Source organism: Burkholderia sp. HAN2018 (assembly GCF_024704855.1).
In the GTDB taxonomy this organism is placed as follows: domain Bacteria; phylum Pseudomonadota; class Gammaproteobacteria; order Burkholderiales; family Burkholderiaceae; genus Burkholderia; species Burkholderia cepacia.
This window is the reverse complement of the sequence record NZ_QOBB01000074.1, coordinates 1-20,427: the sequence shown is the minus strand read 5'-3', so window position 1 is coordinate 20,427 and position 20,427 is coordinate 1. Positions and strand designations below refer to the sequence as shown.

21 protein-coding genes and 1 other RNA gene are annotated in these 20,427 nt (G+C 67.2%); 8 read left to right on the top strand and 14 right to left on the bottom strand.

What is annotated here, in order from left to right; translation table 11 throughout:
- Nucleotides 1–7 precede the first annotated feature (7 nt).
- An RNA gene (rnpB, locus tag DPV74_RS19715) (RNase P RNA component class A) lies at nt 8–419 on the top strand.
- 70 nt (nt 420–489) lie between these two features.
- Here rnpB and DPV74_RS19710 read toward each other — a convergent pair.
- Nucleotides 490–954 (bottom strand): OsmC family protein, encoded by a 465-nt coding sequence (locus DPV74_RS19710; protein WP_027788367.1) that lies wholly within the window; start codon nt 952–954, stop codon nt 490–492.
- Nucleotides 955–1,364: 410 nt separating this feature from the next.
- On the bottom strand, nt 1,365–1,670 hold the full coding sequence (locus DPV74_RS19705; RefSeq protein ID WP_027788366.1) for a DUF1090 family protein: 306 nt from the start codon (nt 1,668–1,670) through the stop codon (nt 1,365–1,367).
- A 311-nt stretch (nt 1,671–1,981) separates the two neighbouring features.
- Here DPV74_RS19705 and rplM point away from each other — a divergent pair, with 311 nt between their 5' ends.
- The 3 genes from rplM (at nt 1,982) to erpA (ending at nt 3,404) form a co-directional block, all read left to right on the top strand.
- Nucleotides 1,982–2,410: a 50S ribosomal protein L13 gene (gene rplM, locus DPV74_RS19700; RefSeq protein ID WP_009687896.1), complete on the top strand. Its 429-nt coding sequence runs from the start codon at nt 1,982–1,984 to the stop codon at nt 2,408–2,410.
- Nucleotides 2,411–2,420: 10 nt separating this feature from the next.
- The gene (gene rpsI / locus DPV74_RS19695) at nt 2,421–2,813 is read left to right on the top strand and encodes a 30S ribosomal protein S9 (RefSeq protein ID WP_011883283.1); all 393 of its coding nucleotides are present in this window, start codon (nt 2,421–2,423) and stop codon (nt 2,811–2,813) included.
- A gap of 219 nt (nt 2,814–3,032) precedes the next feature.
- On the top strand, nt 3,033–3,404 hold the full coding sequence (gene erpA / locus DPV74_RS19690) for an iron-sulfur cluster insertion protein ErpA (RefSeq protein WP_006751888.1): 372 nt from the start codon (nt 3,033–3,035) through the stop codon (nt 3,402–3,404).
- 107 nt (nt 3,405–3,511) lie between these two features.
- Here erpA and DPV74_RS19685 read toward each other — a convergent pair whose 3' ends face one another.
- Nucleotides 3,512–4,660, bottom strand: coding sequence for an anhydro-N-acetylmuramic acid kinase (locus DPV74_RS19685; RefSeq protein ID WP_059693816.1), 1,149 nt, complete (start codon nt 4,658–4,660; stop codon nt 3,512–3,514).
- A gap of 142 nt (nt 4,661–4,802) precedes the next feature.
- On the opposite strand from DPV74_RS19685, the gene tyrS reads away from it, so the two are divergent.
- Genes tyrS through DPV74_RS19670 form a run of 3 tightly spaced genes read left to right on the top strand, consistent with a single transcriptional unit; the run spans nt 4,803 to nt 7,185 of the window.
- Complete coding sequence (gene tyrS / locus DPV74_RS19680; protein ID WP_059685236.1) at nt 4,803–6,044, top strand: tyrosine--tRNA ligase; 1,242 nt, start codon at nt 4,803–4,805, stop codon at nt 6,042–6,044.
- Entirely contained in the window at nt 6,041–6,499 is a 459-nt protein-coding gene (dtd, locus tag DPV74_RS19675) for a D-aminoacyl-tRNA deacylase (protein ID WP_011350959.1), read from the top strand. Before tyrS ends, dtd begins: the two co-directional genes overlap by 4 nt.
- A gap of 23 nt (nt 6,500–6,522) precedes the next feature.
- Complete coding sequence (locus tag DPV74_RS19670; RefSeq protein ID WP_119337813.1) at nt 6,523–7,185, top strand: histidine phosphatase family protein; 663 nt, start codon at nt 6,523–6,525, stop codon at nt 7,183–7,185.
- Between the two features lie 60 nt (nt 7,186–7,245).
- On the opposite strand, the gene DPV74_RS19665 is transcribed toward DPV74_RS19670, so the two are convergent.
- From DPV74_RS19665 to DPV74_RS19620, 10 genes are all read right to left on the bottom strand, one after another.
- A complete protein-coding gene (locus tag DPV74_RS19665; RefSeq protein ID WP_119337812.1) occupies nt 7,246–8,373 on the bottom strand; it encodes a ParB/Srx family N-terminal domain-containing protein in 1,128 nt (375 codons plus the stop codon).
- A gap of 159 nt (nt 8,374–8,532) precedes the next feature.
- Nucleotides 8,533–9,486 (bottom strand): oxygenase MpaB family protein, encoded by a 954-nt coding sequence (locus DPV74_RS19660; RefSeq protein WP_119337811.1) that lies wholly within the window; start codon nt 9,484–9,486, stop codon nt 8,533–8,535.
- A 24-nt stretch (nt 9,487–9,510) separates the two neighbouring features.
- A complete protein-coding gene (gene ruvB / locus DPV74_RS19655) occupies nt 9,511–10,581 on the bottom strand; it encodes a Holliday junction branch migration DNA helicase RuvB (RefSeq protein ID WP_021162489.1) in 1,071 nt (356 codons plus the stop codon).
- 108 nt (nt 10,582–10,689) lie between these two features.
- A complete protein-coding gene (gene ruvA, locus DPV74_RS19650; protein WP_021162490.1) occupies nt 10,690–11,271 on the bottom strand; it encodes a Holliday junction branch migration protein RuvA in 582 nt (193 codons plus the stop codon).
- A 173-nt stretch (nt 11,272–11,444) separates the two neighbouring features.
- Nucleotides 11,445–11,987 (bottom strand): crossover junction endodeoxyribonuclease RuvC, encoded by a 543-nt coding sequence (gene ruvC, locus DPV74_RS19645; protein WP_021162491.1) that lies wholly within the window; start codon nt 11,985–11,987, stop codon nt 11,445–11,447.
- 154 nt (nt 11,988–12,141) lie between these two features.
- A complete protein-coding gene (gene purH, locus DPV74_RS19640) occupies nt 12,142–13,707 on the bottom strand; it encodes a bifunctional phosphoribosylaminoimidazolecarboxamide formyltransferase/IMP cyclohydrolase (protein WP_021162493.1) in 1,566 nt (521 codons plus the stop codon).
- A 44-nt stretch (nt 13,708–13,751) separates the two neighbouring features.
- The gene (locus tag DPV74_RS19635; RefSeq protein WP_006476892.1) at nt 13,752–13,985 is read right to left on the bottom strand and encodes a Fis family transcriptional regulator; all 234 of its coding nucleotides are present in this window, start codon (nt 13,983–13,985) and stop codon (nt 13,752–13,754) included.
- Entirely contained in the window at nt 13,982–15,049 is a 1,068-nt protein-coding gene (dusB, locus tag DPV74_RS19630; protein WP_119337817.1) for a tRNA dihydrouridine synthase DusB, read from the bottom strand. The genes DPV74_RS19635 and dusB overlap by 4 nt, the downstream gene beginning before the upstream one ends.
- Before the next feature lie 124 nt (nt 15,050–15,173).
- On the bottom strand, nt 15,174–16,361 hold the full coding sequence (locus tag DPV74_RS19625) for a UbiH/UbiF/VisC/COQ6 family ubiquinone biosynthesis hydroxylase (protein ID WP_027788359.1): 1,188 nt from the start codon (nt 16,359–16,361) through the stop codon (nt 15,174–15,176).
- 40 nt (nt 16,362–16,401) lie between these two features.
- Nucleotides 16,402–17,787 (bottom strand): aminopeptidase P N-terminal domain-containing protein, encoded by a 1,386-nt coding sequence (locus DPV74_RS19620; protein WP_027788358.1) that lies wholly within the window; start codon nt 17,785–17,787, stop codon nt 16,402–16,404.
- A 187-nt stretch (nt 17,788–17,974) separates the two neighbouring features.
- Here DPV74_RS19620 and DPV74_RS19615 point away from each other — a divergent pair, with 187 nt between their 5' ends.
- Complete coding sequence (locus DPV74_RS19615; RefSeq protein ID WP_027788357.1) at nt 17,975–18,586, top strand: glutathione S-transferase family protein; 612 nt, start codon at nt 17,975–17,977, stop codon at nt 18,584–18,586.
- A 111-nt stretch (nt 18,587–18,697) separates the two neighbouring features.
- Here DPV74_RS19615 and DPV74_RS19610 read toward each other — a convergent pair whose 3' ends face one another.
- Entirely contained in the window at nt 18,698–20,317 is a 1,620-nt protein-coding gene (locus DPV74_RS19610; RefSeq protein WP_060193650.1) for an FMN-binding glutamate synthase family protein, read from the bottom strand.
- Between the last annotated feature and the right edge of the window lie 110 nt (nt 20,318–20,427).

Here is a 20,427-nt window from a genome sequence, read left to right as displayed (position 1 = left end):
GCGTCGCAAAGCAGGCCAGGCAGTCGCGGCCTCGCCGCCTTCGGGCGCGCGGGGGCGAGGAAAGTCCGGACTCCACAGGGCAGGGTGATGGCTAACGGCCATCCGTGGCGACACGCGGAACAGGGCAACAGAAAGCAAACCGCCGATGGCCCGGCGCAAGCCGGGATCAGGTAAGGGTGAAACGGTGCGGTAAGAGCGCACCGCGGCGACGGCGACGTTCGCCGGCACGGTAACCTCCACCCGGAGCAATTCCAAGTAGGCAGGCGCGCATCTTCGGATGCAGGACGGGGCCCCCGTCTCGTCTGCGGGTAGGAAGCTTGAGCGCGTCAGCAATGGCGCGCCTAGAGGAATGGCTGCCACGCGTTGCGTGCTTCGGCGCGCAGCGTGCACAGAATCCGGCTTATCGGCCTGCTTTGCCGTTCGAATGCGAAAGGGCCGGCGTCTCCTAGCGGAGCGCCGGCCCTTTTTTCATGTGCGCTCGCCGTGCGTTCAGCCGGCGACGATGTCGAACGAATGCGTGAGTTCGGCCGTCTTCGCGATCATGATCGACGCGGAGCAATACTTGTCGTGCGACAGGTTGATCGCGCGTTCGACCGTGGCCGGGTTCAGGTTGCGGCCGGTGACGGTGAAGTGGAAGTGCACTTTCGTGAACACCTTCGGGTCTTCGCTCGCGCGTTCGGCCTTCAGTGTGACCGAGCAGCCGCTGACTTCCTGGCGGCTCTTCTTCAGGATCAGCACGACGTCATAGGCCGTGCAGCCGCCGGTGCCGAGCAGCACCATCTCCATCGGGCGCGGCGCGAGGTTGTGACCGCCGCCTTCGGGCGCGCCGTCCATCGCGACGAGGTGGCCGCTGCCGGTCTCGGCGGAAAACGCCATGCCGTCCTGACCCATCCAGCTTACTTTGCATTCCATGCTTGCACTCCAGCGTTGCCTGATTCGGATTCGATCCGGCATTGTAGCCCGCGGCGCAACGGCCGGCTGATGCGGTGCACGACGCGCAACGCGGGCACCGCGCGAGCGGCGCCCCGGACAGCCAATTCCCCTCCGGACTTAGGGGTTTTGCTCTAGATGTGGGCGGCTCCTGATCGTACTTTCCGGGATCAGGCCATTGATTTCAAAGAGAAAAGTCGTGATTCAAACGCGCCGCATTAAATTTCATATTGTGGCGTTTGATTTCGCAATGCAAATTTTCTTGTGGAGTCGACGACGCGTTCGTATAATGAGCCTCATTGGTTGTCGCGCTGCGGCAACCTCCGAATGTCTCCTCCACCCTCCTCCTATGGTGGATTAAGCCCGAACCAGCCGTTCGGGCTTTTTTTCGTCCCATGCAAACATCGGCGCGCGGTTTGCGCGCGCCGACAGGGTCACGCGGGCTGCCTTGCAGCAGGCTGCGAGGTCGCGTCGGGCGGCGTGCCGCGCGGGCGCGCATCGGGCGCCGGCGCGTGGACGGCCGACGCATGCCCGTGCCCGCGTGCGCAGAAGTGGCGGACGCGTTCGCGCACCGCGCGCAGGCGAGCGACGCGATCCTCGGCATGCGCGGCACGGGCTTCGGCAAGGCGTGTATCGAGGGCTTCGAGCTTGGCTTCGCAGTCGGCGCGGGCGGCGACGGCAGGTGCCGCGGCGGCCAGCATCACGGCCGCGAGGAAGGGTGTAAGTCGTTGATTCATCATGCTTGTTTGTTGTTTTCCGTGTTCGGCCGGTCTGGCGCGGCAAGGTCATGTGCCGCGTGTCGATGGGTGCCTCCCCGGGCGCTCGGTTCGCCTGGCTTGTCGGGGCACGACCGGATTTTGGCCCATTTCGGCCGCCGTGGACACGGGGAGCGGATTCCCTTTGACCGCGTTGCGGTATTTCCTTTATAATTCAGGGCTTTTCCGCATTCATGCCCACGGAAAAAGAACAGGGAGAGCCTGCACCGCGCCTCGAAGCGCACACAGACAAGCAGGAAGAACACATCGGGCAAAGCAATTTTTTTGGATCGATCATGAAGACGTTTTCCGCAAAAGCCCATGAGGTGACGCGCGAATGGTACGTGATTGACGCGACGGATAAGGTTCTCGGCCGTGTTGCCAGCGAAGTGGCACGCCGTCTGCGCGGCAAGCACAAGCCTGAGTTCACCCCGCACGTCGACACTGGTGATTTCATCATCATCATCAACGCGAGCAAGTTGAAGGTCACGGGCAACAAGACTCTGGACAAGAAGTACTACCGTCACTCGGGCTACCCGGGCGGTATCTATGAAACGACGTTCGGCAAGATGCAGGAACGCTTCCCGGGCCGCGCGCTCGAGAAGGCGGTCAAGGGCATGCTGCCGAAGGGCCCGCTCGGTTACGCGATGATCAAGAAGCTGAAGGTCTACGCAGAAGCGACGCATCCGCACTCGGCTCAACAGCCGAAGGCGCTCGAGATCTAAGGGGACCCACATGATCGGTAACTGGAACTACGGTACGGGCCGCCGCAAGAGCGCAGTCGCACGTGTCTTCATCAAGGCTGGCAAGGGCGACATCATCGTCAACGGCAAGCCCATCGCTGACTACTTCTCGCGCGAAACGTCGCTGATGATCGTGCGTCAACCGCTGGAACTCACGAACCACGGCCAGACGTTCGACATCAAGGTGAACGTGAACGGCGGCGGCGAAACGGGTCAGGCAGGTGCAGTGCGCCACGGCATCACCCGTGCACTGATCGACTACGATGCGACGCTGAAGCCGTCGCTGTCGAACGCAGGCTTCGTCACGCGCGATGCACGTGAAGTCGAGCGTAAGAAGGTCGGTCTGCGCAAGGCACGCCGCGCCAAGCAGTTCTCGAAGCGTTAATTTCCGCTTCATGGCCGCGCCGCTCCCGGGCGGCGTCCGCCGGAAAAACCGCCAGCTTTTGCGCTGGCGGTTTTTTTATGTCCGTTTCCAGGCGCGTGCTGCCGCGGCCTGCGCATGCGTGTTTGATGAAATCGACAAGAACCTATTGATTTCATGGACTTCAGCACGATCTTCTGATCGGCCCTACAATAGCGGCTAAAGCTTTTTGGAGAGTTCGCAATGAACGCTGTTACCGAATCCGCAGCAACGACGGCCGAAATGCCGGTTCCGTTCGTCTTCACCGACGCCGCAGCCGACAAGGTCAAGCAACTGATCGACGAAGAGGGCAATCCCGACCTGAAGCTGCGCGTGTTCGTGCAGGGCGGTGGCTGCTCCGGCTTCCAGTATGGCTTCACGTTCGACGAGGAAGTCAACGAGGACGACACCGTGATGAACAAGAACGGCGTCCAGCTCCTGATCGACTCGATGAGCTACCAGTACCTGGTCGGCGCCGAGATCGACTACAAGGACGACCTCAACGGCGCCCAGTTCGTGATCAAGAACCCGAACGCGACCACCACCTGCGGGTGCGGCTCGTCGTTCTCGGTCTGAGCGCACGACAGATCCACGCCGGTTCGCCGGAATGAAAAACGGGGCATCATGCCCCGTTTTTTTGTGCCCGTTTTCCATGCGGCGCTCGCCGCGCGGGCGGCACCGCGTCAGCGCGGATAGAGCGCGCCGAGCACGCGGTTGCCGGCCGCACCGGTGACCGTCGCGAGATTGCCGGGCTGGCGCGCGGTGAAACGGTACGCGAGCCACGCGAACGCGAGTGCTTCGACCTGCTGAGGCGGCACGCCGAGTGCCGCCGTCGTATCGACCGTGGCCGGCACGCCGGCCTCGCGCAGCGCGTGCCGGAGCGCATCGAGCAGCACCGGATTGCGCGCGCCGCCGCCGCATACGAACACGGCCTTGCAGCCCGCTGCATGCTGTGCGATCTCGCGCGCGACCGAAACGGCCGTGAGCGCGGTGAGGGTGGCCTGCACGTCCTGCGGCGCGACGTGTGAGAACGCGGCGAGCTTCGCGTCGAGCCAGGCGGGATTGAACAGGTCGCGCCCGGTGCTTTTCGGCGGCGGTGCGGCGAAATAGGGCTCGTCGAGCAGCGCGTCGAGCAGCGCTGCATGGACGGTGCCGCGCGCCGCGAACTTGCCGCCGTCGTCGTACGGCTTGCCGAGATGGCGGGTCGCCCATTCGTCGAGCAGCGCATTCGCGGGGCCGCAGTCGAAACCGCGCACGTCGCCGCCTTCGCCGGGCAGGATCGTGATGTTGCTGATCCCGCCGAGATTGCAGACAACGCGCGTCTCGCCCGCCGCGCCGAACACCGTTGCATGGAAGGCCGGCGCGAGCGGCGCCCCGTGGCCGCCTGCCGCGACGTCGCGGCTGCGGAAATCGGCGATCACGTCGACCTGGGCCAGCTCGGCGAGCAGTGCCGGGTTGTTGATCTGCCGCGTATAACCGCGCTCGGGGCGATGGCGCACGGTCTGGCCGTGCACGCCGATCGCGCGGATCTCGTCGCGCGACAGCCCGGCCGTGCGCTGCAATTCGTGGCAGCACACCGCATAGCGCGCGACCAGCGCGTTCGCGGCGAGCGATTCGCGGTCGATCTCGTCGTCGCCGGGCTGCTGCAGCGCGAACAGCACGTCGCGCAGCGATTGCGCGAAGCCGACGAACGCTTCCGCGAGCACGACCGGCGCCTTGCCGGCCTCGAAACGCACGGCGACGCCATCGACGCCGTCCATGCTGGTTCCCGACATCAGCCCGAAGTAGATGCCGTCGGCCGGATGGGCGTTTTGCGGCTGTCGTTGCGGCACGTTGGGTTCTCCTGGATCGTGCGGCGCGGGCCGGTGCCGCGCGCCTTGCGCCCGATTATCCGCGCAACGCGGCGCGCCGTTAAGCGATGGGCGCGCAAGTTATGGGAAAATCCCTGTTTTTGCGACATTCTTCCTGGCACCGATGAGCACCGAACCCAGTTCCAAGCCTGTTTTCCCGATCACCGACGAAGTCCGGCATGCGCTCGCCGTCACGAAGCGCGGCGTCGACGAACTGCTGATCGAGGAAGAGTTCGCGCAGAAGCTCGCGCGCAGCGCGGCCACGGGCACGCCGCTTCGCATCAAGCTCGGCCTCGACCCGACCGCACCCGACATCCACATCGGCCACACCGTCGTGCTGAACAAGATGCGTCAGCTGCAGGACCTCGGCCACACGGTGATTTTCCTGATCGGCGATTTCACGTCGCTGATCGGCGATCCGTCGGGCCGCAACGCGACGCGCCCGCCGCTCACGCGCGAGCAGATCGAGTCGAACGCGAAGACTTACTTCGAGCAGGCCGCGCTCGTGCTCGATCGCGAGAAGACCGAGATCCGCTACAACAGCGAATGGTCGATGCCGCTCGGCGCGGACGGGATGATCAAGCTCGCATCGCGCTACACGGTTGCGCGGATCCTCGAACGCGAGGATTTCACGAAGCGCTTCCAGGGCGGCGTGCCGATCTCGATCCACGAATTCCTGTACCCGCTGATGCAGGGCTACGATTCGGTCGCGCTGAACGCCGATCTCGAGCTGGGCGGCACCGACCAGAAGTTCAACCTGCTGGTCGGCCGCGAGCTGCAGAAGCAGTACGGCCAGGAACAGCAGTGCATTCTCACGATGCCGCTGCTCGAAGGCCTCGACGGCGTCGAGAAGATGTCGAAGTCGAAGGGCAACTACGTCGGCATCAGCGAGAAGCCGACCGACATGTTCGGCAAGCTGATGAGCATCTCGGACACGCTGATGTGGCGTTACTTCGAACTGTTGTCGTTCCGCGGCCTCGACGAGATCGCCGGCTTCAAGCGCGAGGCCGAAGGCGGCCGCAACCCGCGCGACTTCAAGGTGCTGCTCGCGCAGGAAATCGTCGCGCGGTTCCACTCGCAGGCCGACGCCGAACGTGCGCTCGAGGACTTCAACCACCGCGCGAAGGGCGGCGTGCCGGACGACATCCCGTCGGTCACGCTCGCGGGCGCACCGCTCGCGATCGGCCAGCTGCTGAAGCAGGCGGGCCTCGTGCCGTCGACGAGCGAAGCGCTGCGCAATATCGAGCAGGGCGGCGTGAAGATCGATGGCGCGACCGTGTCGGACAAGGGCCTGAAGGTCGAAGCCGGCGAGTTCGTCGTCCAGGTCGGCAAGCGCCGCTTCGCGCGCGTCACGCTGACCGCATGATCGCGCTGATCCAGCGCGTGAAGCGCGCCGACGTGCGCGTCGGCGACCGCACGACGGGCGAGATCGGCGCGGGCCTGCTCGCGCTCGTCTGCGCGGAGCGCGGCGACACCGATGCAGCGGCCGACAAGCTGCTCGCGAAAATGCTCGGCTACCGCGTGTTCAGCGATGCCGCCGGCAAGATGAACCTGCCGGTGTCGAATATCGACGGCGAGGGCCGCGCAGGCGGCCTGCTGCTCGTGTCGCAGTTCACGCTGGCGGCCGATACCAATAGCGGGCTGCGTCCGAGCTTCACGCCGGCCGCCCCGCCCGACGAAGGCGCGCGGCTTTTCGACTATTTCGTCGCGGCCGCGCGTGCGCGCCATCCGGTCGTCGAGACGGGCGAGTTCGGCGCCGACATGCAGGTGTCGCTCGTCAACGACGGCCCCGTGACATTCTGGCTGCAAGTGCGGCCCTGATTCTTCCCCGGAGACGCCCCGCGATGGCCACCACGCAGATTCTTTTCATCCGCCATGGCGAGACGGCCTGGAATCGCATCAAGCGCATCCAGGGCCATATCGACATCCCGCTGGCCGATACGGGGCTCGCGCAGGCCCAAAAGCTGGCCGCGCGGCTCGCACGCGACGCGCGTGACGGTGCACGGATCGACGCGGTCTATTCGAGCGACCTGATGCGCGCACAACAGACCGCGCAGCCCTTCGCCGATGCGCTCGGGTTGCCGCTGCGGCTGCGGGAAGGGCTGCGGGAACGCTCGTACGGCGCATTCCAGGGGCACGACAGTACCGAGATCGAGGCGTTGTTTCCGGACGCATACGCGGCGTGGCAGACGCGCGATCCGGGTTTCGCGCCGGAAGGCGGCGAATCGCAGCGTGAGTTCTATCACCGCGTGCTGCACGCGCTCGAGCCGATCGTGGCCGCGCACCCGGGCGGCCGGATCGCGTGTGTCGCGCACGGCGGCGTGCTCGACAGCGTGTACCGGTTTGCAAACGGCATCGAACTGTCGGCGCCCCGCAATTATCAGCTGCTCAACACGAGCATCAACGTCGTCGATTACGCGGATGGCCGCGCGCAGGTCGTGCAATGGGCAGACGTGTCGCACCTGGACGCCGCGAGCGACGACGACGGGTACCGCAAGGTGCTCTGAACCGGCAGGCCCCGTCCGGCATGGCCGGCCGGGGCTTCCTTCCCGCGTGGCGCTCGCCGCTTACTGCGGCAGCGCGTGGCGGGTCTTGTAGTCGAGCGCGTACGCGATCTTGCCGGGCTTGTCCGCCGCGATCGGCTGGCGCAGCTTGTCGAATTCCCCCTTGTTGTATTTCTTCCCGCCGTTGATCGCGTCCGCGCGCCCGAGGTCGGCGCCCGTCTTGCCGTCGATCACGGGGTCCGTGGCCGTGACCATGCGCGTCGACGCATTCCAGACCGCGTTCAGGTAGCCCGTGTCGGCCTTTGCCGGATCGGGATCGGTTGCGCCGGCGCGCGTCAGGTCGTAGCCGGCGAGCGAGAACGTGCCCGGTTGCGCGCGCAGCCAGTCGGCCCAGTAGAACTCGAGGTAGTCGGTGGCTTGTGCGGGCTTGCTGTAGGCGATGTCGCGCGTGAAATAGACGAGCGAGCGGTAGCGGTCGTTCGTCATCCCGAGTTTCAGGCCGAGCCCGGCCGGCAGTTGGGCGGCCGTGATCGGCTTGCCGTCACCGTTCTTGAGGCGCAGATAACCGCGGCTCTGCATCTGCTGCCAGAACGCGTCGCCCGAGTAGTCGCTGAGGTTGTCCTTGACGACGACGTGCACGTGCAGCGCCGGGCCGCCGTCGGGCGTCTCGTAGTAGGTCGACAGGCCGTGGTGGCCGTCGGTCAGGTACAGCGCATCGCCGTTCGGGCCGATCACGACCGGGTTCAGCACCGACCGGTCGCGGGCGTTCGCGTCGGTCGTCTTGCACGCGTAGCTGGCGGGATCGCGCAGTACCGACTTGGCCGTGTAGCCCGCCGAAGCGACACCGCCGAGGCCTTCGTCCGCACAGAAGTCGTCGAATTTCTTGTCGGGCTGCAGTTCGTAGCGGCCGAGCTTGTAGTAGATCTGGTCGTAACCGATTGCACCCTGCGTCGGATGGAGGTCGCCGAGCGTCACGTCGATCAGGTCGCCCGCACGGGCAGCCTTCCACTTGCCCGGTTGCGGCGTGACGGTGGCGGGCGGCGCCGGGGCAGGCGCGGTCGGGGTGCCGCCGGACGGCGTTTGCGCGTCCGAACGCGCGACGGCGGCGACATCGTCGCCTCCACAGGCGCCGAGGGCGAGGACGGCGGACAGGCTGGCGGCGAGGGCGAAACGGATCGGCAGGCGTGGCATCGCGGGTATCGGGTATCGGGTGTCGGTCGGATTGGCGGAACACCGCGCGGGTCACGGACAGGCGGGACGGACGGCGCGTGCGACCGTGCGCGGGTGCAAGCCCGTCAGCTTGTCACAGGTATTTGACAGCAAATTGAAATGACGGGAAGAAGCGGATCGTCAGGTGGACGAGGCGCCGTCGGGCGGTGCTGCCGTCGCGCGGCGGCGCGCACGCTTTGACGTGCCATTCACGAGCGCCCAGCGCAGCACGGGCGCGACGACCCGTATGCCGGGCCGGACCACCGCGCGCCGCAGCGGCGCGAACGTCGACACGCCGAGCATGCGCTGCGCCCACGGCGGCAGCAGGTCGATTCCGGCATGCATCACCAGTGACGCGGCCGGCCGCAGCACCGGCTTCGCGACCGGCACGTTCAGCAGGATGGACATCACGTCGAACGTACGCGGCCCGGCCTCGAGTTCGGGCTGCATGCGTGCGAGATACGCGGCCACCTCGGCACGCGAACGGGGAACCTCATGTGCGCCGAGCAGTTCGGCGACCAGTGCCGTCTCGGCGTAGTAGCGATCCTGCAATTCACCCGGCAGGGCCGGATTCACGTAGCGCAGATGTGCGGCGAGGAAACTCGATACTTCCGCGACGTGCACCCAGGTCAGCAACGCAGGATCGTCGGCGCGATACGGCCGGCCGTCCGGTGCGGTGCCCGATATGTGCGCGTGGATCGATTTCACGCGCTCGATCAGTGCGAGGGCGTCCGCGCGACTGCCGAAGGTCGTACCGGTGATGAACGTGGCGGTGCGCCGCAAGCGACCCAGGATGTCGGTGCGAAACGACGAGTGATCCCAGACGCCCGCGAGGGCGAGCGGATGGAGTGCCTGCAGCAGCAGGGCGGCGATGCCGCCCGTCATCATCGACGTGAAGTCGGCATGTACGCGCCAGCAGACGGCGTCGGGGCCGAACAGCCCCGGATCTCCGGGCGGAGAGGAGAGGTCGAGCGACGGGCCGCCGCCACCCGCCGTCAGGTGCGTGACGCCGGCCACGAGCCGCTTGCGGATCGGCTCGGCCCAGCGCGGGCCCGGTGCAGGTGCGGCGGGGTGGCGGCTGGGCGGCGTCGTCATGGCGGGTGTGGCTCGGGCGACGGGTTACTTCCCGTCGGGGGTATCCCACTCGCCGCGTTCGGTGCGGCCGGCGTCGGGCACGGAAAGCCCGAAGTGGCGATACGTGAGCAGCGTCGCGACGCGCCCGCGCGGCGTGCGCTGCAGGAAGCCCTGCTGGATCAGGTAGGGCTCGAGTACGTCCTCGATCGTGTCGCGCTCTTCGCCGATTGCCGCCGCGAGGTTGTCGATACCGACCGGGCCGCCGTCGAACTTGTACAGGATCGCCTCGAGCAGCTTGCGGTCCATCAGGTCGAAGCCGACCGGATCGACGTCGAGCATCGCGAGCGCGGCATCGGCGACGGCCGCGGTGATCTGGCCGTCGGCCTTCACTTCCGCGAAGTCGCGCACGCGGCGCAGCAGCCGGTTCGCAATCCGCGGCGTGCCGCGCGAGCGCTTCGCGATTTCCAGCGCACCGTTCGGATCGATCTGCGCGTTCAGCAGCGATGCCGAGCGCCGCACGATGCGCGACAGTTGATCGGCGTCGTAGAACTCGAGGCGCGCGACGATCCCGAAACGGTCGCGCAGCGGGTTGGTCAGCATCCCGGCGCGGGTGGTGGCGCCGACCAGCGTGAACGGCTGCAGGTCGAGCTTCACGCTGCGCGCGGCCGGGCCTTCGCCGATCATGATGTCGATCTGGTAATCCTCGAGTGCCGGATACAGGATTTCCTCGACGACCGGCGACAGCCGGTGGATTTCGTCGATGAACAGCACGTCGTTCGCCTCGAGGTTCGTCAGCAGCGCGGCGAGATCGCCCGCGCGCTCGAGCACGGGGCCGGACGTCTGGCGCAGGTTCACGCCCATCTCCCGCGCGATGATGTGCGCGAGCGTCGTCTTGCCGAGGCCCGGCGGCCCGAACAGCAGCACGTGGTCGAGCGGCTCGGAGCGGCGCTTGGCGGCTTCGATGAAGATCTCGAGCTGGCCGCGCACCTTTTCCTGGCCGACGTAGTCGTCGAGCTGGCGCGGCCGCAGCGCACGTTCGAACACCTCCTCGTGCGACGAGGCGGGCGTGGCGGCGATGATCCGCTGCTCGGTGGCGAGTTTGTCGGTTTCAATCATGCGGCCATTGTACCGCGCGCCGCACGCCCGCCCACCTGGCCGAACGGCCGACTGGCGCGCGATGCCGCGCCGCGCGACACTGGTTTCGACGGCCGGATTGAACGCGCGTTACGCCTTCGACAACGCCTTCAGTGCGAGCTTGATGCCTTCAGATACACCGGTGCCGGCCGGCACGTTCTTGATCGCGGCTAGGCCTTCCTTTTCGGAATAGCCGAGCGCAAGCAGCGCGTTGAGGATGTCGGTTGCGTGGTCGGACGGCGACGCGGCGCCGGCGAGCGCGCCGAGATCGGCGCCGAGCTTGCCCTTCAGTTCGAGCAGCAGGCGTTCGGCCGTCTTCTTGCCGATGCCGGGCAGGCGCGTGAGGCGTGCGGCGTCCTGCATCGTCACGGCCTGCGCGAGTTCCTGCACGCTCATGCCGGACAGCACGGCGAGCGCCATGCGCGCGCCGATGCCGGTGATCTTCAGCAGTTCGCGGAAGGTCGTGCGCTCTTGAGGCGTCAGGAAGCCGTACAGCAGGTGCGCGTCCTCTCGGACGATCTGCTGCGTGAGCAGCACGACGCGCTCGCCCGTTTGCGGCAGGTTGTAGAAAGTGCTCATCGGCACGTCGATTTCGTAGCCGACGCCGTTGCAGTCGACGAGCAGGTGAGGCGGGTTCTTTTCGAGCAGGATGCCGGCGATGCGACCGATCATGGAGGGCGGGATGCGAGGAATAAAGCGCGAGTGTAGCGCACGTGCGGCGCAATGCCGACGGGATCGGCCGTCAGGCCGGGGCAACGGGTGTCGCGGGTGTGCCGCGTGCGGTCGAAACGGTCGAAACGCTCAACACGGTCGATCCGGCAGACCGCACGCCGGCACGCGCGATGTCAGCCGACCAGCCGTCCGCGCCGTACGCGCAGCCCTTTCTTTGCGAGCGCCGGCGCGAGGCCGCCGAGCGTGCTGAGCGTGTCGCCGCCGTGCGCGTGGCAGATCGCCATGCCGAGCGCGTCGGCCGCGTCGGAGCCCGGCTGTCCGGAGAGATTGAGCAGCCGCGTGACCATCTCCTGCATCTGCGTCTTGGTCGCGCGGCCGTAGCCGACCACGGCCTGCTTGAGCTGCAGCGCCGTGTATTCGGCGACGGGCAGGCCGCCCGCGACGAGGCCGCAGATCGCGGCGCCGCGCGCCTGGCCGAGCAGCAGCGTCGACTGCGGGTTCACGTTGACGAACACCTTTTCGATCGCGGCCTGATCGGGTGCGTGCTCGCGCACGATGGTCGAGACGCCCTGGAAGATCGTGCCGAGCCGGGTGGCCAGGTCGGCGGTCGGCGTACGGATCACGCCGCTCGCGACATAGGCGAGCCGGTGGCCGCTGACGTCGATGATGCCGAAACCGGTGACGCGCAGGCCGGGGTCGATGCCGAGAATTCGCATGAGTGAGGAGAATGGCGTGATGCAGCGATACTACAACGAATGGTGTGCGGCGCCGGCCGCACGGTTGCGTGCGCTGGCGCAACGCAATAAAAAACCCGGCGGGTGCAATGCCGCCGGGTTGTCGTGCAGCGGCCGCGCGGGCCGCATGCCGCGATCAGTGACGGAAGTGACGCACGCCCGTCAGGATCATCGCGATGCCGTGCTCGTCGGCTGCGGCGATCACTTCGTCGTCGCGCATCGAGCCGCCCGGCTGGATCACGCAGGTCGCGCCGGCCGCCACGACGACGTCGAGGCCGTCACGGAACGGGAAGAACGCATCCGACGCGACGGCCGAACCGGCCAGCGTCAGGCCCGCGTTCTGCGCCTTGATGCTTGCGATGCGCGCGGAATCGACGCGGCTCATCTGGCCGGCGCCGACGCCGAGCGTCATGCCGTTGCCGCAGAACACGATCGCGTTCGACTTCACGTACTTCGCGACGCGCCATGCGAACAGCAGGTCGTCCATTTCCTTCGCGGTCGGCTGGCGCTTCGTGACGACGCGCAGCTCGCTCGGCTGCACGTTCTTCGAATCGAGCGACTGCACGAGCAGGCCGCCGCCCACGCGCTTCAGGTCGAATGCGTTGTGGCCGTCGCCCAGCGCGATCTCGAGCAGGCGCACGTTCTGCTTCGCGGCGAACACCTGCTTCGCGGCATCGGAGAACGACGGGGCGATCAGCACTTCGACGAACTGCTTCGCGACGGCCTGGGCAGCCGCTTCGTCGACTTCGCGGTTGAACGCGATGATGCCGCCGAAGGCCGACGTCGGATCCGTCTGGAACGCCTTCGCGTACGCGTCGGCCGAATCGTTGCCAACTGCAACGCCGCACGGGTTCGCATGCTTGATGATCACGCAGGCCGGTGCGTCGAACGTCTTCACGCATTCCCACGCCGCGTCGGAATCCGCGATGTTGTTGTACGACAGTTCCTTGCCTTGCAGCTGGCGGTAGTTCGCCAGCGCGCCGGCCGGCGTCGCGAGGTCGCGGTAGAACGCCGCGCTCTGGTGCGGGTTCTCGCCGTAGCGCAGGTCCTGCACCTTGTCGAACGCCAGGTTCAGCGTGGCCGGGTACGTGCTGCGCGAGGCGTGCTTCAGCTCGTCGGTCAGGCTCGTCAGGTAGTTCGTGATCGCGCCGTCATATTGCGCGGTGTGCGCGAACACCTTCGTCGCGAGGCGGAAGTTGGTCGCGTAGCCCACCGCATTGCCGTTCGCCTTCATTTCATCGAGCACGACCGCGTAGTCGGCCGGATCGACGACGACCGTCACGTCGCGGTGGTTCTTCGCGGCCGAGCGCAGCATCGTCGGGCCGCCGATGTCGATGTTCTCGATCGCGTCGGCGAGCGTGCAGTCGTCCTTCGCGATCGTCGCGACGAACGGATACAGGTTCACGACGAGCAGGTCGATCGTCGGGATGCCGTGCTGTTCCAGCGCCTGCATGTGCTCGGGCAGGTCGCGGCGGGCGAGGATGCCGCCGTGCACCTTCGGGTGGAGCGTCTTCACGCGCCCATCGAGCATCTCCGGGAAGCCCGTGTAATCGGCCACTTCGGTCACGGGCAGGCCGGCGTCGGCGAGGAGTTTCGCGGTGCCGCCCGTCGACAGCAGCTTGACGCCGAGGTCGGACAGCGACTTCGCGAAGTCGACAATGCCGGTCTTGTCGGAAACGGAAATGAGCGCTTGCTTGATCATGATGGAACCACCAATAGCCAGGGAAACGGGGACGGGACGGCTGCCTACAGCAGGCCGTGCTGCTGCAGCTTCTTGCGCAGCGTATTGCGATTGATGCCGAGGTACTCCGCGGCGAGCGACTGGTTGCCGCCTGCCTGTACGAGCACGACCTCGAGCATCGGCTTTTCGACGCAGGACATCACCATTTCATAGACGTCGTGCGGATTGGAGCCGTCTAGATCCCGGAAATACACGTCCAGGCTCTCGCGGACACATTGTTCGATGTTGTGCTTGCTCATGCTGCTAACTGGTTATGGTCGTCCGACTCGCCCTGGCCGTTTTCCTCTTCGTCGTCGACGTAGACGAGGTGGTCCGACAGCGCCTTTTGCGCCTCGAAGAATGCATTGACGGCGGCGAGCTGCTCGCGGGTGGAATCGAGCGTGTTCATCCTGTGCCGGAACCCGTTGGCACCGGAAAGGCCGCGAGTGTACCAGCCGATGTGCTTGCGCGCAGTACGGACTCCCGTGAATTCACCATAGAAGGCGTAGTGGTCTTCCAGGTGTTCGTTCATCACGTGCTGGATCTCGTCGATCCGCGGCGGGGGCAGCAGTTCGCCGGTTTGCAGGAAATGATCGATTTCGCGGAACAACCATGGCCGACCTTGCGCGGCGCGACCGATCATCAGGGCATCGGCGCCGGTCGCGTCGAGCACGGCCTTCGCCTTCGCGGGCGACGTGATGTCGCCGTTCGCGACCACCGGAATCCGCACCGCCGCCTTCACGGCCGCGATGGTGTCGTATTCGGCGTCGCCGCGGTACAGGTCGGCGCGCGTGCGGCCGTGCACGGTGAGCATCGAAATGCCGGCGGCTTCGGCCAGGCGCGCGACCGTGATCGCGTTCTTGTGCTCGCGATCCCAGCCCGTGCGGATCTTCAGCGTGACGGGCACCGCATCGGGCCCCGTGCCGACCGCCGCGACGACCGCCTCGACGATGCGCTGCACGAGCGGCTCGTTCTGCAGCAGCGCGGAGCCGGCCGCGACGTTGCAGACCTTTTTCGCCGGGCAGCCCATGTTGATGTCGATGATCTGCGCGCCGTTGTCGACGTTGAAGCGGGCCGCTTCGGCCATCATCGCCGGATCGGCGCCCGCGATCTGGACCGCGATCGGCTCCACTTCGCCTTCGTGGTTCGCGCGCCGCATCGTCTTCGCGCTTTTCCACAGCTGCGCGTTGGACGCGACCATCTCGGACACGGCGTAACCGGCCCCCATCCGCTTGCAGAGCTGGCGGAACGGACGATCCGTCACGCCGGCCATCGGGGCGACGAACAGGTTGTTACGCAATACGTGAGAGCCGATAACGGGCATCGCAATGGCACCGCCCGCGGCGGGCGCGGGCATGAAAAGGGCAGACGGAAACGCGCATTTTACCGTATTCCCATGCCCCGCCGATTTGACCCGGTTTGAGTGGCGCGACTGTGCGCACCGCGCGTCAGTTGCGCTGGCCGAACATCATCTGGCGCGCGATCACCTTCTTGAGCGGCGGCACGAACTCGAGTGCGGTCAGCGCGGCACCGCGCAGCAGCGGGAGCGGGCCCGAGTCGATCGTGAACAGGCGTGCCAGCGTGTCGGTCGCGCCGATCGTGAAGCGCCGGTCGAGTGCGCGGCGCGCGTTGAAGGTGGCGAGCGCGGTCGCTTCGAAGCCTTGCGTGGACAGCGTGTCGACGAGCGTATGCGCATCGCGCAGCCCGAGGTTGAGCCCCTGGCCCGCGACGGGGTGCAGGGTTTGCGCGGCATTGCCGACGATCGCGACGCGGCCGTTGACGAGCGTCTGCGCGGCGTTCAGGCCGAGCGGGAAAGACGCGCGGCCCGCGATCGCGACGAAGTCGCCCATGCGCTCGCCGAACGCGCTGCCGAGCTCGCGCAGGAATGCGTCGTCGGGCAGCGCGGCGCGGCGCGCCGCTTCGTCGGGCGTGCAGCACCACACGAGCGAATACTCGGCCTGGCGCGGGCCGCCAAGCGGCAGCAGCGCGAGCGGGCCTTCGTGCGTGAAGCGTTCCCACGCGACGTTCGGGCGCGGCGCCGATACCGTGACCGTGCCGACGATCGCGGTCTGGCCGTAGTCGCGACGATGCTTGCCGGTATCGGCCCGCTGTTCGTGGAACAGCCCGCCTTCGGCATTGATGACGATGCGTGCGCGCAGCGTGCGCTCGCCTTGCGGGCCATCGAGCGTCAGCGTGACGCCGTCGGCATCCTGCTGCGGCTCGCGCGCGGTGGTCGACGTGAGCCAGTCGACGCGGGTGCCGCGCACGGCGCCGGCGAGCGCCTGCACGAGCGAGCCGAAGCGCACGACATAACCGAGCGCGGCGAGGTCGTGTTCGTCGCGGTCGATCAGCGTGCGGCCGAAATGGCCGCGCTGCGATACGTGGATGTGTTCGATCGGCGTCGCGTCGGCGGGCCACGCGAGCGTGTCGAGCAGCACGCGGCTGCCGTGCGACACGGCGATCGCGCGCGGATCGTTTGCGCTCGCGGCCGGTTCACGCGCATCGATCAGCGCGATCGATGCGTGCTGCGTGGCGCTGCGGCGCGCGAGCCAGCCGGCGAGCGCGAGCCCGACGGGGCCCGCGCCGACGATGGCGAGGTCGTAGTCCGGCGTGGCCGGGGAGGAGGCGGTCGTCATCTTGATTCGTGAAACGGAGGTAACGGTCGGCGGCAGCCGGTCATGCGAGTGCGCGCATCAGCGCTTCGATCTCGTCCGCCGCGACGGGCACGCCGCGCGTGATCAGCTCGCAGCCCTGCTCGCGCACGATCGCGTCGTCCTCGATGCGGATGCCGATGTTCCAGTACTCGGGCGGCACGTCGTCGGCGGCGCGCACATAGAGGCCGGGTTCGACCGTCAGCGTCATGCCGGCCTTTAGCGTGCGCCATGGCAGCGCGCCGTTGCCGTCGCGCTCGGCGAGCCGCTCGCGGTAGTCGCCGCAATCGTGCACGTCCATGCCGATCCAGTGGCCGGTGCGGTGCATGTAGAAGCGCGTGTACGCACGCTCGGCGATCACGTCGTCGACGTTCGAGAAGCGCGTTTTCGGGATGATGCCGGTGTCGAGCAGCCCCTGCGCGAGCACGCGCACGGCGGCGTCGTGCGGTGCCTCGAACGGCACGCCGGCGCGCGTCGCATCGATCGCGGCCTGCTGGGCGGCGAGCACGATGTCGTACAGCGTGCGTTGCGCGGGCGAGAAGCGCCCGTTGGCCGGGAACGTGCGCGTGATGTCCGACGCGTAGCCGTCGAGTTCGCACGCGGCGTCGATCAGGATCAGGTCGCCGTCCTTCGCGGTTGCATTGCCGGCCGGGTAGTGCAGCACGCACGCGTTCGCGCCGGCCGCGACGATCGAGCCGTACGCGGGCGACTGCGCGCCGTGCTTGCGGAACACATACAGCAGCTCGGCTTCGAGTTCGTATTCGCGGATGCCGGGGCGGCACGCCTGCATCGCGCGGCGGTGCGCGAGCGCGGAGATGTGCGCGGCGCGCATCATGATCGCGAGCTCGTGCTCGTCCTTCACGAGCCGCATGTCGTCGAGGAGCGGCGTGAGGTCGAGCATCGCGTCCGGTGCGGCGACGCCCGTGCGCGCCAGCGCGCGCACCGCGTCGATCCAGCCCGCGAGCCGGCGGTCGAAGTCGGCCGATGCGCCGAACCGGTAGTGCACGGTGCCGGAGTCGGCGAGCAGGCGCGGCATCTCCGTATCGATCACGTCGACCGCGAACGCCGCGTCGAAGCCGAACGCATCGCGCGCGGCTTCGGGCCCGTAATGGAAGCCTTCCCAGATCTCGCGGTCGGCATTCTTGCCGCGGCAGAACAGGATCGACTCCGGCGCGCCGTGCGGCGCGGCCGCGTTCAGCACGAGCACGGCATCCGGCTCGGTGAAGCCCGTCAGGTAATGGAAGTAGCTGTCGTACCGGTACGGGTAGGCCGTATCGCGGTTGCGCAGCAGTTCCGGCGCGGTGGGGACGATGGCGACGCCGCCGCCGGCGGCACGCAGTGCGGCAAGCACGCGTTCACGGCGCTGGCGGTAGACGTCGACGGCGATGGCGGTATCGAGGGGCGCGTTCATTCGTGCGATTGTAGCGCCGCGTGACGCCGCGCGTGAGAGAGGGGGCGGGAAGCCGCGCCGGGCGGCCCGCGTGACGGTTGTTGCAAACCATCCACAGGCCGGTCGGGCGATTTTCTGTCGCGCGACGCCGGCCGGTTATGATCGGCGACAACGTATACTCTCGGCGGTTCCCTTAAAAAGGCAGATGATGAAATTAATCGGTTCGCTCAGCAGCCCGTACGTCCGCAAGGCGCGGATCGTGCTGGCTGAAAAGAAGATCGACTACAAGCTGGAGCTCGAGAACGTGTGGGCGCCGGAGACGGATATTCATGCTTCGAATCCGCTCGGCAAGGTCCCGTGCCTCGTGATGGAGGATGGTGCCGCGGTGTTCGATTCCCGCGTGATCTGCGAATACGTCGACACGCTGTCGCCGGTCGGCAAGCTGATTCCGCCGTCGGGGCGCGAGCGCGTCGAAGTGCGCTGCTGGGAAGCGCTGGGCGACGGCGTGCTCGACGCGGCCGTGGCGATTCGTCTCGAATACACGCAGCGGGACGAAGCGCAGCGCAGCGCGAGCTGGATCGCGCGCCAGCAGCGCAAGATCGACGACGCGCTCGTCGCGATGTCGCAAGGGCTCGGCGGCAAGACGTGGTGCGTCGGTAATCATTACACGCTCGCCGACATCGCACTCGGCTGCGCGCTCGGCTATCTCGACTTCCGGATGCCCGAGCTCAACTGGCGCGACCGCCACCCGAACCTCGACAAGCACTTCGTGAAGCTGCTGCAGCGCCAGTCGTTCGCCGACACGCTGCCGCAGAACTGAGCCGCACGCGACGCGTACACGCATTCACGCATTCGGCAGACAAAAGAAAAGCGCCCCGCGGGGCGCTTTTCTTTTTGCCGGGCCGCCCCGCGGCGGGGGCGCTCGCCTGCATCATTCGATCGACGCGTAGACGGCCTCGCCGAGCGTGAACGAATCGCTGCGCGAAATCGGCCACCACTTGTCGTACAGCGTAAAGCCGCAGGTGTTGCCGTCGAGCAGCGCGCCGGGCTTCAGGTACTTCAGCAGCTGCGACATCAGCCGGACCTCGTGCGGCGCGATGCGCTGCACGATGTGATGCGCGCGCAGCTCCGACGGATGCGCGAGGCCGGCCGCCTGCACGAGCTCCTGCAGCGCGTGCAGCGTGTTGCGGTGGAAGTTGTACACGCGGTCGGCCTTGTCGGGCACGACGAGCGCGCGCTGGCGCACCGGGTCCTGCGTCGCGACGCCGGTCGGGCAGCGGCCCGTATGGCAGGTCTGCGCCTGGATGCAGCCGACCGCGAACATGAAGCCGCGCGCCGAGTTCACCCAGTCCGCGCCGATCGCGAGCGTGCGGGCGACGTCGAACGCGGTGATGATCTTGCCGCTCGCGCCGATCTTCACGCGGTCGCGCACGCCGATCCCGACGAGCGTGTTGTGCACGAGCAGCAGCCCTTCCTGCAGCGGCACGCCGACATGGTCGGTGAATTCGAGCGGCGCCGCGCCCGTGCCGCCTTCCGCGCCGTCGACGACGATGAAGTCCGGCACGATGCCGGTCTCGAGCATCGCCTTCGCGATCCCGAAGAATTCCCACGGATGGCCGACGCACAGCTTGAAGCCGGTCGGCTTGCCGCCCGACAGCGTGCGCAGCCGTTCGACGAATTCGAGCAGCCCGCGCGGGGTCGAGAATTCCGAGTGCGTTGCGGGCGAGATGCAGTCCTTGCCCATCGGCACGCCGCGCGTCTCGGCGATCTCCGGCGTGATCTTCGCGGCCGGCAGCACGCCGCCGTGGCCGGGCTTCGCGCCCTGCGACAGCTTGACCTCGATCATCTTGACCTGCGGATCGGCGGCCTGCTTCGCGAACTTGTCGGGGTTGAAGGTGCCGTCGTCGTTGCGGCAGCCGAAGTAGCCGGACGCGATTTCCCAGATGATGTCGCCGCCGTTCTCGCGGTGGTACTTCGACAGCGAGCCTTCGCCCGTGTCGTGCGCGAACCCGCCTTTCTTCGCGCCGAGGTTCAGCGAGCGGATCGCATTCGCGGACAGCGAGCCGAAGCTCATCGCCGAGATGTTGAAGATCGAAATGTCGTACGGTTGCGCGCGATTCGCGCCGACGCGGACACGGAAATCATGGTTCGGCAGCTTCGTCGGCGCGAGCGAGTGGCTGATCCATTCGTGCGCGACGGCCTTCACGTTCAGCTCGGTGCCGTACGGGCGGTTGTCGGCGACGTTCTTCGCGCGCTGGTAGACGAGGCTGCGCTGCGCACGCGAGAACGGTTTCTCGTCGGTGTCGTCCTCGACGAAATACTGGCGGATTTCAGGTCGGATGAATTCGAACAGGAAGCGGAAGTGGCCCCAGAGCGGGTAGTTGCGCAGGATCGCGTGGCGGTCCTGCTTCAGGTCGTACAGGCCGAGCGCGACGAGGGCGGCGGGAATCAGGATCCACAGCCACGCGATCGTGTGCCGCGCGGCGAGTGCCGCGACGGCCACGAACAGCAGGACCGCGCACCACATCGCGAGATAGCGTCGGGAAAACATGGGGACTCCGTCGTAATTATCTGGATGGCCATCGCTCGCGAGCGGTCGCGCGGCGGCCGGCAGGTCGGCGCCCTCGGCGTCGCGCCGGGCCGGCGGGCAGGGTGCCCGAG